The organism is Bacillus sp. GMs2/2 (assembly GCF_050172095.1).
Lineage (GTDB): Bacteria > Bacillota > Bacilli > Bacillales > Bacillaceae_G > Bacillus_A > Bacillus_A cereus.
Genome location: NZ_JBNLYE010000027.1, coordinates 16489 through 31064 on the forward strand (window position 1 = coordinate 16489; position 14576 = coordinate 31064).

The window sequence follows — 14576 nt, forward strand, 5'->3', positions numbered from 1 at the left end:
CAAATCCTCAAAATTACCTCGCTAAACTTTTACTTTTCATTCATTTATCGGTGACCATCTCTTTTCGCGACTTGATATCCATAATACGCACATGTTCCATTTCTCCATAGCTCTCTAACTTCAAATCCACAGCTTCTATAAAAATCAAAATTGTTCGCAGAAGTATGTGCAAACCAGTCACCATGTGGTAGCTTTTGCAAACAAAGAGCGACAAGTTTCTTACCTAATCCCTTCCCTCTATATTCACATTTCACAACTAAATTTACTATGTTCGCGACCATGATTCCATCAGAAATGACTCTAACCATGGCAATCATCTCTTCTTCATCCCAAATTGTGAATGCCCATGTTGAATTTTCAAATGCTATCGTGAATTTTTCAATTTGCCAAGAAGGGATATTATCATTGCTCCAACCGGCATCTTCGAATAAAGTCTTAATTGCATATGCAGGTACACCATTCGTCCCCTCACGAATAATAAGTCCATTATGATAAATGTACATGTAATCCCTCCTTTATTTTTATATACCATTCTTCAAAAAATGCAATTAACCTTTTTTCATCCAACGCGCCTAATGGAATAAACGAGAACATCCATCCCATGAAATGAAGTTGTTTTCTCATAACTAAGCCCCGTTTTTCTAGCAACAAAGATTGAGGCGGGGTGGTCCGGATTAATAAGAGAAATCAATTTATTCATTCGTAACGCTTGGAAGCCATAGTCTCGAAATGCTGCCGCTGCTTCTCTCGCATAGCCTTTTCCCCAATACTGAGGTAATAACCAATAACCAATTTCAATTTCCTCTTTTCCATCTATCTGCTGCTTTACTAATCCTGCATGACCAATCCGTATCCCCGTTTCCTTTTCAATTAATACAAATAAACCGAGGCCGTTTTTATAGCTAGGAATTACCCACTCTTCCAAACTTTTTTTACATTGCATATATGTTTTTAAATTCCCATTTCCAATATAGCGCATTACTTTTTCGTTTCCCCATAGTGAAGCGTAGAACTGTAAATCATCCATTGTATATTTACGAATTTGTAAACGGTCTGTATGAAACATTCCTTCACTCCTTTCTACTAATTTCTTCTTAATTTCACAATCATATTTTGTATGCACAATAAGTGTTACCATTTATTATAAATGAATCAACCACATAACACAGAATATTCAATCTTATAGAAACAAAAAAAGCAGTAGACAAATATTGTCCACTGCATCCATATCATAACTAGCATAAAGAAAACTACAATTGAGGGGGGTGTAGGATTTTCAAATATACTAGATACTTATCCCGTTCTAACGGGCGGTAAACTTTCCAATTGTTTCAAGTGAAAAGTTTACCGCACATAAGAACTTCCTTCGTTCATTAAGATAGTATTGCTAAATAATCATATACACGCTTAGATTTCTCTCCACCCATTCGTGCATGTTGAAGAAGAGAAATACCATGAGGACCAGATGCGCGCAATGCTTCTGGTTGAGCTACTAAAATAGCTTGTACAACTTCTAATTCACCAAGCATAGCTGCTGCAAAAATATCCATCCGAGCACCCTTTTCTAGTAAATAAAGAGCAATATCTTTACGACCTACATGTGCCGATGCGCCTAACGCACTTTCCCAATCTGATCCACCCCAATTATAAGAGGCGTGAAGTAAGCTTGGTGATTCAACCAATAGCTCTTGTACTTTCTCTAAATCCCCGTGAGCTGCCATAACAAATTCTCTTACTAATTCAATGGTAATACGCTCTTCTGTTTGCATCGCTCTTCTCCCCTTTTAGAAATTCGTTTCGGTGTAAAAAAAGGCTTGTCACTTCCCTGAAAAATATCTACATCTATGCCAAATACATGTTGAAACATTTCATGGCATAGTACTTCTTCTGGTATACCATCATACTGAATTTTTCCTCGCTTTAATACAAGTAAACGATCGCTATATTGAGCAGCTTGGTTAATGTCATGTAAAACCATTATAATTGTCATTCCAAACTCCTCATTTAATCGTTTCACAAGTTCCATTACTTCCAACTGGTGAACGATATCTAAAAAGGTTGTTGGTTCATCCAATAATAAGACATTTGTACGTTGCGCTAGCGTCATCGCAATCCAAGCACGTTGCCGTTCCCCTCCTGATAAAGAATGTAAAAGACGATATTCATACCCTTCAAGATTTGTAACAGACAATGCCCAATCAACAATTTCTTCATCTTCTTTATTTAAGTGGCTACTCCATGATTTATGTGGACCTCTTCCGAACTCAATTAGTTCTTTCACTGTTAAATCTAATTGATGATCATGCATTTGTGGTAACATTGCTAATTGCTTCGCTACATCAGCACTCTTCATCATATGAATATTTTTCCCATCTAAAATGATGTCCCCTTCGCTTTGTTTCAGTAGCCTTGCTATTAAACGAAGCAAAGTAGATTTTCCCGATCCATTCGGACCAATTAAACTAACGATTTCTCCAGCCTTAATATGTACATTCATATTTTGCATTTGAAATCTTTCAGAGTGTGCGTAAAACACTTTGTTAACGGAAATCACTTTGTTTTCCTCCTCTATGAATTAAATATAAGAAGAACGGACCACCTAAGAAGGACAGTAAAATACCAACAGGCAATTCGATTGGGTCAAACCAACTTCGAGCTATTGCATCCGCAAAAACAAGTAATACCCCGCCGCCAAGGCATGATAAAGGTAGCAAATATCTATAATCATTTCCAACTAATAAACGTAGCATATGTGGTACGACAAGACCGACAAATCCAATAAGACCAGACACACTTACTGCAATTCCAGCTAATAATGTACTTACTACGATTAAATAAAACCGACTTTTTTCCACGTTATGTCCTAATAACTTTGCCATTTCATCTCCAAGCATTAACACTCGAATATGCTTAATACCAAAGAAAGCTAATATAATGGCGAATATTGCATAATAAATAATCATATTTAAATGTGCCCAACTTACACCACCAATACCACCCGCTAGCCACGGTAACACCGATTGTACTTTGTCACTATGTAATAACATTAATGCTGACGTTGCTGCACCAATTAATGCATTGATCGACACCCCTACTAAGATGATTCTTGAAGGTGGTGCCCCTTTTTGCCATGATAAAGCATAAATAACCATCGCTGTTATGAAAGCTCCTAAAAACGCCCCTAGTGGTAAAAAAGCTAGATGCTGTGGGAATAAAATCATGATGACAATTGCTACAAGGCCTGCCCCAGATGAAACTCCGATAATACCAGGATCTGCAAGAGGGTTTCTCATAACTCCTTGTAGCAGTGTACCAGATGCAGCTAAACATGTTCCTACTATAAACCCAATGAGCACTCTCGGTATGCGAAGATCCCATACAATTCGATGAACTGTCGAACCTTCATCTTGTATACCCGTTAGAATATCTCGTACAGAAAAGGATAAACTTCCTGCGAAAAGACCGTAAAAGAGACCTAGGATTGTTAATACAACTAAAGTAACTGCTATTATCCATCTTTTTTTCGCAAAAGGATGTTCCTTTTCTCTTACTACTTCACTACTTTCCATAGTATCATTTCCTTACATCTTATATACTTTTATACATAAAGTCCATTGCTTCTGTAACTTTTGTACCAGGATTAGATCCAAATAAATCAGGTGGCAAAATAACTACGCGGTTTTGTTTTACTGCCTCTAAATTTTTCCACGCTTCATTTTTCATCATTTCGCCTTCGAATGCTTTTTTCACACTTTTTGGATCTCCGTGTGTAATTAAATAAATCACATCTGGATTCGCCTCAATAATACGTTCTACACTTAGCTGTGCATATTGCGGATATTCTTTCGTTTCTGGAAAATCAGAAGCAATATTTTTTCCGCCTGTTTTTTCTAAAATATCACCTGATAAAGATGTTGGTAATGCCGCTAAATAAGTTCCTGGTGCGCCATACACTAGCAATGCTTTCACATCGCTCTTTTTCTCATATTTCTTCATTTGATCATTCATTTTTTGATTAATTTCTTTTGCTTTATCTTCTTTCTTCATTACCGTTCCATATAATTCAATATTTTTTTGAATATCTTGTACAGAATTCGCAGAAGAAATGATAACTTGAGTTCCTTGTCCTTCAACCGTTGGCACATTCTTTTGGAATCCATTGTTAGCAACAAGTACATCGGGCTTTAAACTAGCAATTTGCTCAAAATTCGGTTGATGTGCATTCCCAATTACTTGTGCTTTCTTTAGCTCATCCGGAAGAGTTAATTTCGTATCCGGGCGACCTACTATTTTTCCACCTAAAGCATGAATAATATCCATGTCCCCCATACTTAATGTTGCAAAACTTTCTGGCACTTTATCAAATGTTACCTTTCTTCCTGATAGGTCGGTAATTTCGATTTTCTCTTTTCCTTTTTCTGTTTTGGTTGCAGACGCTTTTTCGTCCCCTTTGGCACTGCAACCTATTAACAAGAAAAAAATAGATAAAATCGCTGTAAATAGCGTAATAGATTTTTTCATTCCTTCACCTCTAATTGATAATGATAATCATTAACTACTATTCTACTTTAATTGATAAGGATTATCATTGTCAACACGAAAGGCATATATTTTCCTACAAAAAAACAAAAAGCGCGACAAAAAGATTTTTTCTTTTCGCTGCGCTCTAGTTAACAATATTATTCACATTCATTTTCCTCTAGCTGGTCACGCATCACTTTCACACGCTGAAAGAAAAAGAACGATAAGCTTAAAAATATAACGATGCTCCCCATCATAACAAAAAATTGGATTGTCTCTTTTGCTCCACTCGGAATCAATAAGCCAACCATTAACAATGTACTTACAGCGAGAAGCATTTGTCCAAACCGAGTATAATCTTCTATTTTTCCTTTTAATTCTTTCATTATATTCTCACTCCTCCATTTCACTGTATCATATTCTATGAAACTGAAAGACCAGTAAATACAGCCATTCTGGGAGATGTTTTCCAATAAAAAAAGAGCCGCTTTTACTGCGGCTCTTTTTTTATCATTATTCACCTCTATATGCTTCCATATAAATTTCTTTCAGCTCTGAAATAAGCGGTAACTTTGGATTAGCAGTTGTACATTGATCTTCAAAAGCTCTTTCTGCTAATACTCCAACAACCTCTTCAAATTGCTCTTTATCGACTCCTTGTCCCGCAATACTCATATTAATATTTAAGCTTTTTCCAAGCTCAATAATTGCTCGGACGAGTGATTCCACCCCTTCTGCTGCCGAACTTGCTGGAAGCCCGAGCATTCTCGCTATATGTGCATATCTTTCATCTGCCACAAAGTGCTCATATTTTGGGAACAATGCGTGTTTTCTTGGCTTAATAGCATTATAGCGGACTACGTGCGGCATTAGAATGGCATTTGCGCGTCCGTGCGGAATATGGAATTCTGGTCCAATCTTATGTGCTAAGCTGTGATTAATACCGAGGAAAGCATTTGCAAATGCCATCCCTGCAATTGCAGAAGCGTTATGCATTTTTTCTCTTGCTTCTTCATCATTTCCATCTTTATATGCTCTCGGTAAATATTTGAATACGAGATCAATAGCTTTTAATGCTAATCCATCTGTATAGTCATTTGCCATAACAGACACATACGCCTCAATTGCATGTGTCAAAACATCCATACCAGTATCTGCTGTTACATGTGGTGGTACTGTCATTACAAATTGTGGATCAACAATTGCTACATCTGGTGTTAATTCATAATCTGCGAGCGGATACTTTATATTATTTTTCTTATCTGTAATAACCGCAAATGGTGTCACTTCTGATCCCGTTCCTGATGTCGTTGGAATCGCAACAAACTGCGCCTTATTTCCTAATTCCGGATATTTACATGTACGTTTTCTTATATCTAAAAATTTCTGTTTAATGCCATAGAATGTCGTTTCTGGATGCTCATAGAATAACCACATTCCTTTTGCTGCATCCATAGCTGAACCACCACCAAGTGCGATAATTACATCTGGCTTAAAGCTTTTCATCATTTCCGCACCTTTAAAAACAGTTTCATCTGATGGATCTGGTTCGACCTCAAAGAAAACTTCAACTTTCACATCATTTGCATGCTTGTTTAAATAGTGCGCGACTGTATCGACATAGCCATGTTCAACCATTCCGGGGTCCGTTACAATAAATGCACGTGAAATGTTAGGCATATTTGCTAAATAAGCTGTAGCATGTTTTTCAAAATAAATTTTTGGTGGCAGTTTGAACCACTGCATATTCTTTTTTCTATTTGCCAGCCTTTTTATATTTAATAAATGAGTCGCTGTTACATTTTGGGAAACTGAATTCTTTCCGTATGAACCACAACCAAGTGTAAGTGATGGAATAAATCCATTATATATATCCCCTATTCCACCTTGTGATGAAGGTGCATTTACAATGAGACGGCAAGCTTTCATACGTAACCCAAATTGCTTTTGCACATCTTTATTTGTAGAATGGATAACTGCTGAATGTCCTAAACCACCGAGGTTCAACATTTCTTCGCAATATGTAAATCCTTCTTCTAATGAATTTGCCTTCACACAAGCTAATACTGGACTCAGTTTCTCACGGGATAACGGATATGCTGCTCCGATACCTTGAATTTCAGCTACAAGCATTTTTGTATGTCCAGGAACAGTGATCCCAACTAAATCGGCAATATACTGTGCTGATTTCCCTACAATATCACTATTTACTGCACATGTATTTTCATTTATAACGAGCTTTTCTAATTTTTTTCTTTCTTCTTCTGTTACAAAGTAACAACTGTTTTCAATCATTTCTGTTTTAACATCATCATAAATTTCTTTATCGACAATGATTGCTTGTTCCGATGCACAAATCATACCGTTATCAAATGTTTTTGATAAAATTAAATCATTAACAGCTCGTTTTACATGTGCTGATTTTTCTATATAACACGGTACATTACCAGGACCAACGCCTAACGCTGGTTTTCCAGTAGAGTAAGCTGATTTCACCATACCAGCGCCTCCAGTTGCTAGAACGAGTGCTACACCATCATGGTTCATCAATTGTTTCGTCGCTTCAACAGACGGTCTTTCAATCCATTGAATACAGTGTTTTGGTGCACCAGCTTTCATCGCTGCATCATATACGGTTTTCGCTGCTGCCACAGAACATTTTTGTGCGGAAGGATGAAATGCGAAAATAATTGGATTTCTTGTTTTTATCGCAATTAACGCTTTAAACATTGTTGTCGACGTTGGATTCGTTACTGGTGTTACTCCAGCTACTACACCGACAGGTTCCGCGATTTCTATTATTTCTTCATGAGGATCTTCGTGAATAATCCCTACCGTTTTATCTTGCTTTATACTATGCCAAATATATTCAGTGGCAAAAATATTTTTAATGCATTTGTCTTCATATACACCACGGCCAGTTTCTTCAACTGCCAATTTTGCTAGCGGCATATGTTGATCAACACCTGCTAATGCCATTTCATGAACAATGTTGTCAATTTCCTCTTGTGTAAAACTTTCTAATGCTTGTAAAGCTTGTTGACCATTATTTACTAGCGTATCAATCATCTTTTTTACTTCCTGCATTTCATTTACAACTTTCTCTTTGACTACCATGTGAATTTCCTCCTATTCTACTATTACGGTCCTTATATGTCCCTGTAGGTCAAAATAAGTCCCAATTAACACAAAAAAATAGAGATGCTTTCCTACATGAATTCCATTGTTTGTGAAAAATTTCACAAGTTTGTTCGTGAGTAACGTTTCCTGAATTCAATATACATGAAATCATTTCGTTTGTGTATGTCTATTTTGTGAAATGCTTCACAAAATAGACGTAATAAAAAAACGCACTGCTAATATAGAGCAGTGCATTTTTTATTATGCTAGCGCTTGTGCTAAATCTTCAATTAAATCTTCACCATCTTCAATACCGACAGAAATACGAATTAATGTATCTGTAATTCCTAATTCTTTGCGGCGATCAGCTGGGATTGATGCATGTGTCATTTGAGATGGAATAGAAATTAAACTTTCTACCGCTCCTAAGCTTTCAGCAAGTGTAAAGTATTGTAGTTTCTCAAGTACTTTATTTAATGTTTCTTCACTATCTACATCAAATGAGATAATAGCACCAAACCCGTTTGCTTGTTCTGTTGCTAATTCGTGATTTTGATGTGATTCAAGACCTGGGTAATATACTTTATTTACTTTTGGATGATTATTTAAGAACTCAGCAATAGCACGTGAATTCGTTTCATGTTCTTCCATACGAATTCCTAATGTTTTTAAACCGCGAAGTAGTAAGAAGCTATCTTGTGGCCCAAGAATACCTCCTGTTGAGTTTTGTACAAAGTGAAGATCTTCTGCTAGTTGTGGGCTATTTACAACTACTAAACCTGCAACTACATCACTATGACCTCCTAAATATTTCGTTGCACTATGAAGCACAATATCTGCTCCTAAAGAAATCGGCGACTGCCAATATGGCGTCATGAATGTGTTATCAATAATTGTTAATAGATCTTTCTCTTTAGCAAGAGTAGATATTTTCTTAATATCAGTAATTTTTAGTAGTGGGTTCGTTGGTGTTTCCACATAAATTGCTTTCGTATTTGGACGAATCGCTTCTTCAACTTCCTCTAAGTTTGTTGTATCTACAAATGTATGCTCAATACCGAAACGGTTTAATACTTTCGTAATAACGCGGTATGTTCCGCCATAAACATCATCTGTTAAAATAACGTGGTCACCTTTTGAGAACAACATAATTGTCGCTGTAATAGCAGCCATTCCTGAACCAAATGCAAATCCAGCATGCCCATTTTCTAATACAGCAATCATTTCTTCTAAAGCTGCACGTGTTGGGTTACCTGTACGTGAATATTCATATCCTTGATGCTTACCAACTGCTTCTTGTTTGTACGTACTTGTTTGATAAATCGGTACGTTTACAGATCCAGTTGAAGGTTCTCCTATGCGAATACCATGAATTAACTTTGTCTTTGCTCTCATTTTTTATTCCCATCCTTTGTATATGTCTTTACTTAAATAGCGCTCACTGCTATCAGGAAAAATCGTTACAATATTTGTACCTGGTGCTGCCTTCTCGGCCTCAAGTAAGCTCGCATGAAATGCTGCTCCTGAAGAGCTCCCAACGAGAAGTCCTTCTTTTTGCGCTAATTCTTTCACTCGTAAAAATGCATTTCGATCAGAAATCGTATGAATTTCATCAAAATAAGATGTCTTCAAAAATGGCGGGATAAATTCCAGTCCAATTCCTTCGGTCTCATGTGAACCAGCCTTACCACCATTTAAAATAGATCCTTCTGGCTCTACGATAACTGTTTTAATATCTATATTTTTTTCTTTCAAATAAGATGCAGTCCCCATAAACGTACCGCCAGTTCCTGCTCCAGCAACAAATATGTTAATCTCTCCATTCAATGCGTCCCACAGTTCAGGTCCTAGTGTTTTAAAATATGCACGAGGATTTGCCTCATTTGCGAACTGACTTGGAGAGTATGAATTCGGTAGTTCATTTACTAACTCTTTTGCTTTAGCAATTGCACCGGTCATTCCTTGCTCAGTCGGTGTATGCACGACCGTTGCACCTAGTGCTTTCATTAATTCTTGTTTTTCAATACTAAATTTCTCTGGTACACAAACAATAACACGTAAATCATGTTCTAATGCTGCAAGTGCCAGTCCAATACCAGTATTCCCAGCAGTCGGTTCAATAATTGTTCCACCCTGGGTCACAAGCCCTTTTTCTAGCGCATCTTCGATTAATTCTCTTCCTAAACGATCCTTAACGCTTCCGCCTGGGTTATAAAATTCAAGCTTTGCAAATAAACGGACTCCTTTCGGAAGTGAAAAACGAGTAATTTCTACAATTGGTGTATGACCAATTAACTCATGAACTCCACGATATACATTCATCGTGTTCTCCCCCTTGTTTGCCAATAAAGAAAAGGCAACTGTATGTATTTTCTTTATATGAGACAGTTGCCTTTTTGTTACATTACTTTAACTCTTCTAACACTTTTACGATAAAGTTTGTAGAATGAAGAGCTGCTTGATCTAAAAACTGATCAAATGAAACATTTGATTCTTTACCAGCAATATCAGAAAGTGCGCGAATGATAACAAACGGAATTTCATATTGGTGGCATACTTGTGCAACAGCTGCTGCTTCCATTTCTACCGCATAAAGATTTTCAAATTTATCACGGATGGCTGCAACGCGGTTCGGATCACTCATAAATGAATCACCTGTTGCAATCATACCTTTTACAACTTGAATATTTTCTTCAGCCTGCATACATTTCTCAGCTAATGCAACTAACGCCTCATCAGCTTTAAATCCAGGCGGCATTCCTGGTACTTGACCATATTCATAGTTAAATGCTGTTACATCTACGTCATGGTGACGAACTTCAGTGGAAATAACTACATCACCAACGTTTAGAGAATGATGGAATCCACCAGCTGAACCAGTATTAATTACTTTTTCAGGCTTATATTTTTCTAATAAAATTGTCGTTGACATCGCTGCGTTTACTTTACCAATACCAGACTTTAACAAGATTACTTCATGCCCTGCTAATAGCCCTTTCGTAAATTCACAACCTGCAACCGTTTCTGTCTCTGCTTGTTCTAATTTGTCACGTAAAATACGTACTTCTTCTTCCATTGCTCCAATTACAGCAATTCTCAATCTAATCCCTCTTTCTATTGCTTAGTTGCCTCCATTACCCAAACGAAATGATTTAATCTCGTGAACGTTACATGGAAGCCATTGTTTTCAAAAATAGTCTGCATAACTGGAATACGTGTATAGTATTCCGTTTGCAAATCGTTTGCTAACTGGTGGAAACCTCTTTGTTTTGCTGTTTCAACAGTTTTATCATATGCATCTTGATCTGCAAATATCGTATCAGCAAACACTATTTTACCACCTTTGTTTAGCAATTGACTATACTTCGCAATCGCTACATTTTTTTCATCATCTGTTAAATGATGAAATGCATAGGTGCTTACAATGGTATCAATTGAATTTGGAACTTCAAACGAAAGAAAATCACCGTCTGTAATTGAAAATTCTTTTGGCAATTTCTCTTTTGCAATCATGCGCATTTCACGCGACGGTTCTATACCGTAAACTGTGCGGCCAGCAAGTAATAATTTATTTGTTAAATTACCTGTACCGACACCAAATTCTAATACATTACCAAATGACTTGTTAACTACATCCTCTAGAATGTCCTCATAATGGGCGAAAACTTCTTTATATTGTATATCTTCGCCTTGTACAAATGAGTCGTACGTATGAGCCCACTCATCAAATAAACCATTAAATTCTGTACCCATAAAAATTCCCCTTTTTCTTATCGGTTTTATCAGTATGATATTCCCTCTTTCTAAAAATGTCAATTGAAATGTACATGGTATTTCCTTCTTTTCTTTGTTACACTATAGTTGATTACATAGGAGAGGGGCCGTCTTCATGTCATTTACCTTTGAAATGTTAGAAGATAAAGTAGAGTTTTTTGAAGCGGGAGACTTAGCTTCTTTAGAACGAAAAATTAGTGAACAAATTGATAATAATAAAGCACTTATGCTTGAAGTTCATCACATCTCACATCAAATGGTTATGGATCCTGAAAGCAAAAGACCGTATTATAGCGCGGTTGTTCATTTTAAATTAAAGAAATTGCGTTAACAAAAAAGAGAAGCTCCTAAGGAGCCTCTCTTTTTTAGTTTAGAGTTTGAACAAGTACTGGTTTCCAGCCCTCATTGTCTACCCAATCAATATTTACATAATATCTTTTCCCACTTTGCTTATCTTGAACATCACCATAAGCTTTGCTCTTTCCAGTTTTGTCTCTTCCAACAAAATGGAATACTAATTGCTCTTTCGGTACTTCAACACCTGCAGCAATTGCACTTTGCATCTCATTCCAATCTGATGAACCCTGTTTAAACGTCATCGCTGGTGATGAACCTTGTTCTGTTCCTACAGCTTTCCAAGAAGGTTTTGTATACGCCTCTTTTGCCTTAGATACAGTTTTCTCAGCTGATACTTTCTCGTTAGCTTTCGCTTCTTCTTCAGCTTTTTTCTGTTCTTCTTCAGCCTTTAGCTTCTCTTCTTCAGCTTTTTTCTTAGCTTCTGCTTGCTCTTGTTCTTTTTCTTTTTTCTTAGCAGATTCTTTATCTTCTGATTTTCCAGTTTTCTCATTCTTTGTTGTTTGTTGAGAGACTTTCTTATCAGTAGAAGATGCTTGCTCTTTCGTACTAGGAACGAACAATTGATATGCTACAATAGCTACTAATAGTAATACAATAGCGATTGCAATATTTAAAACACCGTTTTGACGACGTTTTTGTTGTTTCTGTTGGAATCTTGATCCTCCTGCCATTCTCCAAACCTCCATGCAGTTTTTCCTAATTGCTATTGTAACATTAAATCTAGAAAGGTTGAACATTTACAATGATATTTTCATGAAATGAAGACATTTCACTATAAATTGCAAGATTACTTTTCATTCTCCAATTGATAGATTGCTCCCACCATATCTTTAAAAATAGGTGTAACTTTATTCACTTTGCTATCAGTCTCTAGATCAACAACAACTAAAGCATATCTTGGATTCTCATACGGAAAATAACCTGCAAACCAGCGATTCACCCTCGTCCCTTTCCCTGTTTGCGCTGTCCCGGATTTTCCAGCGACACTTAGTGGCAACGAACGGAATGCCGTTCCTGTTCCTTTCTCCCTTGTTACAACGCCTCTTAATAACTCTTGTAATGTTTTCACTGTTTCATACGAAAGCTGTTTTCCATTTAACGTATGGCTCTCAAATGTAAAAAAATCCGCTCCATTTTTATATACTATTTTTTCAACTGCTTTCACTTCCATCTTTTCTCCATTCCTCGCAATCGTCGCCATCATATTTGCAATTGCTAGAGGTGATATACGTACATCTTTCTGTCCAATTGCTGTTTGTTCTACCGCTTTTTTACTATTTTTATTTTCTTCATTCCCCCAAATAGTAGTACCCTTTTCTTCTGGCATTTGCTCAAAATGAGGTGTATGAAATACAGAACCTTTCCATCCAACCTTTTCATTTGCTCCTAAAGCTGCTACGTATGTTTCTAGCACCGTCTTATCCTTTTGTAATAGCTCGTTACCTAACTCGGAAAATGTCCTGTTACAACTCCTAGCAAAGCTCTCTTTAAAGTTAAGTGTACCCATCCTAACTTGCGGGTCGTTTTCACCATATAAATCTTTATTACAGTTAAATGTCCGATTAAACAAATTTACTTTTTGATCAATGACTGCAGCTGCAACTACTGTTTTAAAAACAGAGCCTGGAAAATGTGGCGTTAACATTTGATTTTCAAGTGTAGTTTTATATAAATTCTCATCCCTTACTTGTAAAGACGGCTTACTAGCCATCGCTAATATTTCATTTGTCTTTACATCAAGTAATACTAGTCCCCCCTTCTTTATTTCATTCGCTTCAATCACTTCTTCTGCTTTTTGCTGCAACTCTTTATGTAAAGTAGTTTGAATCCTAACTGGATAAAATGGATTTCCTGGTGAAGTGTATTTCGCTTGCTTTCCGAAAATTGGTTCTCCTTGCCTATCTACTTGATATAATACTTTTGCCTCTCCATCAGTCAATAGAAATTCATCAAATGATTGCTGTAATCCTGAAATACCTATCGGCGTTTGTTTTGAGATTCTTTTCAATTCTCCATATCGCTTTTGAAACTCCCTTTCGTTCTCCCCTACATCACCAATTAAATGATTTATCTCTCCAGTTTGTTTTAATCGCACTTCAGCTGCTACAATACCTAATACATGTAATTCATTTACCTTCTCCATCTGTTCTCGTGTCACTCGAAATGGAGCAGTTTCTCCTTGTAGTGTAAATGCATTTTTATTATTTTTCATTTGTCTTCTAATCTCTTGTCTCGACACACCAATGATATGCGCGATTTTCTCTAACATGTCATTTTTTATTTGTAAAAATGGAAAAATAATTAAAACAGGATATTTTTCCTCACCTATTTTTTTACCATTACGATCTATAAACTGCCCACGTCCATCGTCTACTGTAATGGATTGTGTGCGTTGCGTAACACTTTTTTCAATTAAATTTATTTTGCGATCAGTAAATGATTCTGTATCTATAATTTGAATTTGGATTAAACGACAAAGCAATACAAACATAACGCACATAAAACAAATTAAAACAATTGTAATTCTCCGTTTTATTTTCATAAAAAACACCTCGTCTATTGTAGTTTAGACGAGGTACTATTTTATTTATACAATCTCCAAAACAAAAACAGATATTATATAAGGCTATTATTGTTTCTTTGGCTTCTCTAAAAATTTCATAAGAAGCGATCTAAATTCAGTTTCATTCACTCCAGTGTTTTTAGCAACTTCAATTACAGTGGTTGTTACATTAGCCGCTATTTTTAAATAATCCTTACTAAGATTATCCATTTCATTTCTTTTTTCTTTTGCATTCTCAACT

15 protein-coding genes are annotated in these 14576 nt (G+C 36.3%); 1 reads left to right on the top strand and 14 read right to left on the bottom strand.

What is annotated here, in order from left to right; genetic code table 11:
* Positions 1-44: 44 nt before the first annotated feature.
* From ACQGS6_RS06830 to ACQGS6_RS06885, 12 genes are all read right to left on the bottom strand, one after another.
* A complete protein-coding gene (locus ACQGS6_RS06830; protein WP_426964973.1) occupies positions 45-503 on the bottom strand; it encodes a GNAT family N-acetyltransferase in 459 nt (152 codons plus the stop codon).
* 56 nt (positions 504-559) lie between these two features.
* On the bottom strand, positions 560-1138 hold the full coding sequence (locus tag ACQGS6_RS06835; RefSeq protein ID WP_000258037.1) for a GNAT family N-acetyltransferase: 579 nt from the start codon (positions 1136-1138) through the stop codon (positions 560-562).
* 235 nt (positions 1139-1373) lie between these two features.
* Complete coding sequence (locus ACQGS6_RS06840) at positions 1374-1769, bottom strand: ankyrin repeat domain-containing protein (RefSeq protein WP_001192763.1); 396 nt, start codon at positions 1767-1769, stop codon at positions 1374-1376.
* Positions 1736-2554, bottom strand: coding sequence for an ABC transporter ATP-binding protein (locus ACQGS6_RS06845; RefSeq protein WP_000626525.1), 819 nt, complete (start codon positions 2552-2554; stop codon positions 1736-1738). Before ACQGS6_RS06845 ends, ACQGS6_RS06840 begins: the two co-directional genes overlap by 34 nt.
* Complete coding sequence (locus tag ACQGS6_RS06850) at positions 2541-3569, bottom strand: FecCD family ABC transporter permease (protein ID WP_000445961.1); 1029 nt, start codon at positions 3567-3569, stop codon at positions 2541-2543. The genes ACQGS6_RS06845 and ACQGS6_RS06850 overlap by 14 nt, the downstream gene beginning before the upstream one ends.
* 19 nt (positions 3570-3588) lie before the next feature.
* A complete protein-coding gene (locus tag ACQGS6_RS06855; protein WP_426964974.1) occupies positions 3589-4521 on the bottom strand; it encodes an ABC transporter substrate-binding protein in 933 nt (310 codons plus the stop codon).
* Between the two features lie 158 nt (positions 4522-4679).
* Positions 4680-4907, bottom strand: coding sequence for a YrhC family protein (locus ACQGS6_RS06860; RefSeq protein WP_000661265.1), 228 nt, complete (start codon positions 4905-4907; stop codon positions 4680-4682).
* A 127-nt stretch (positions 4908-5034) separates the two neighbouring features.
* Positions 5035-7638, bottom strand: a complete 2604-nt coding sequence (adhE, locus tag ACQGS6_RS06865) for a bifunctional acetaldehyde-CoA/alcohol dehydrogenase (RefSeq protein WP_426964975.1) — start codon at positions 7636-7638, stop codon at positions 5035-5037.
* Between the two features lie 264 nt (positions 7639-7902).
* On the bottom strand, positions 7903-9036 hold the full coding sequence (locus ACQGS6_RS06870; RefSeq protein WP_001201908.1) for a bifunctional cystathionine gamma-lyase/homocysteine desulfhydrase: 1134 nt from the start codon (positions 9034-9036) through the stop codon (positions 7903-7905).
* Between the two features lie 3 nt (positions 9037-9039).
* On the bottom strand, positions 9040-9963 hold the full coding sequence (locus tag ACQGS6_RS06875; protein ID WP_001103881.1) for an O-acetylserine dependent cystathionine beta-synthase: 924 nt from the start codon (positions 9961-9963) through the stop codon (positions 9040-9042).
* Positions 9964-10045: 82 nt separating this feature from the next.
* Positions 10046-10741 carry a 5'-methylthioadenosine/S-adenosylhomocysteine nucleosidase gene (mtnN, locus tag ACQGS6_RS06880; RefSeq protein ID WP_001217024.1) on the bottom strand — a complete coding sequence of 232 codons (696 nt, stop codon included), beginning with the start codon at positions 10739-10741 and terminating at the stop codon, positions 10046-10048.
* Between the two features lie 14 nt (positions 10742-10755).
* Positions 10756-11394, bottom strand: a complete 639-nt coding sequence (locus ACQGS6_RS06885; protein WP_000536315.1) for a class I SAM-dependent methyltransferase — start codon at positions 11392-11394, stop codon at positions 10756-10758.
* 136 nt (positions 11395-11530) lie between these two features.
* On the opposite strand from ACQGS6_RS06885, the gene ACQGS6_RS06890 reads away from it, so the two are divergent.
* Complete coding sequence (locus ACQGS6_RS06890) at positions 11531-11746, top strand: YrzA family protein (RefSeq protein ID WP_000010984.1); 216 nt, start codon at positions 11531-11533, stop codon at positions 11744-11746.
* A gap of 34 nt (positions 11747-11780) precedes the next feature.
* On the opposite strand, the gene ACQGS6_RS06895 is transcribed toward ACQGS6_RS06890, so the two are convergent.
* Together ACQGS6_RS06895 and ACQGS6_RS06900 are read right to left on the bottom strand one after the other, a co-directional pair.
* Positions 11781-12443, bottom strand: a complete 663-nt coding sequence (locus ACQGS6_RS06895; protein WP_242785107.1) for a YrrS family protein — start codon at positions 12441-12443, stop codon at positions 11781-11783.
* 116 nt (positions 12444-12559) lie between these two features.
* Positions 12560-14314: a peptidoglycan D,D-transpeptidase FtsI family protein gene (locus ACQGS6_RS06900; RefSeq protein ID WP_000695140.1), complete on the bottom strand. Its 1755-nt coding sequence runs from the start codon at positions 14312-14314 to the stop codon at positions 12560-12562.
* Positions 14315-14576: the final 262 nt, after the last annotated feature.

What these genes read in the sequence shown, in the direction of transcription:
- ACQGS6_RS06830 (WP_426964973.1), bottom strand. Translation starts at nt 503, where the DNA reads ATGTACATTTATCATAATGGACTTATTATTCGTGAGGGGACGAATGGT.
- ACQGS6_RS06860 (WP_000661265.1), bottom strand. Translation starts at nt 4,907, where the DNA reads ATGAAAGAATTAAAAGGAAAAATAGAAGATTATACTCGGTTTGGACAA.
- ACQGS6_RS06895 (WP_242785107.1), bottom strand. Translation starts at nt 12,443, where the DNA reads ATGGCAGGAGGATCAAGATTCCAACAGAAACAACAAAAACGTCGTCAA.
- ACQGS6_RS06900 (WP_000695140.1), bottom strand. Translation starts at nt 14,314, where the DNA reads ATGAAAATAAAACGGAGAATTACAATTGTTTTAATTTGTTTTATGTGC.
- adhE (WP_426964975.1), bottom strand. Translation starts at nt 7,638, where the DNA reads ATGGTAGTCAAAGAGAAAGTTGTAAATGAAATGCAGGAAGTAAAAAAG.
- ACQGS6_RS06840 (WP_001192763.1), bottom strand. Translation starts at nt 1,769, where the DNA reads ATGCAAACAGAAGAGCGTATTACCATTGAATTAGTAAGAGAATTTGTT.
- ACQGS6_RS06855 (WP_426964974.1), bottom strand. Translation starts at nt 4,521, where the DNA reads ATGAAAAAATCTATTACGCTATTTACAGCGATTTTATCTATTTTTTTC.
- ACQGS6_RS06885 (WP_000536315.1), bottom strand. Translation starts at nt 11,394, where the DNA reads ATGGGTACAGAATTTAATGGTTTATTTGATGAGTGGGCTCATACGTAC.
- ACQGS6_RS06850 (WP_000445961.1), bottom strand. Translation starts at nt 3,569, where the DNA reads ATGGAAAGTAGTGAAGTAGTAAGAGAAAAGGAACATCCTTTTGCGAAA.
- ACQGS6_RS06875 (WP_001103881.1), bottom strand. Translation starts at nt 9,963, where the DNA reads ATGAATGTATATCGTGGAGTTCATGAGTTAATTGGTCATACACCAATT.
- ACQGS6_RS06890 (WP_000010984.1), top strand. Translation starts at nt 11,531, where the DNA reads ATGTCATTTACCTTTGAAATGTTAGAAGATAAAGTAGAGTTTTTTGAA.
- ACQGS6_RS06870 (WP_001201908.1), bottom strand. Translation starts at nt 9,036, where the DNA reads ATGAGAGCAAAGACAAAGTTAATTCATGGTATTCGCATAGGAGAACCT.
- ACQGS6_RS06835 (WP_000258037.1), bottom strand. Translation starts at nt 1,138, where the DNA reads ATGGTAACACTTATTGTGCATACAAAATATGATTGTGAAATTAAGAAG.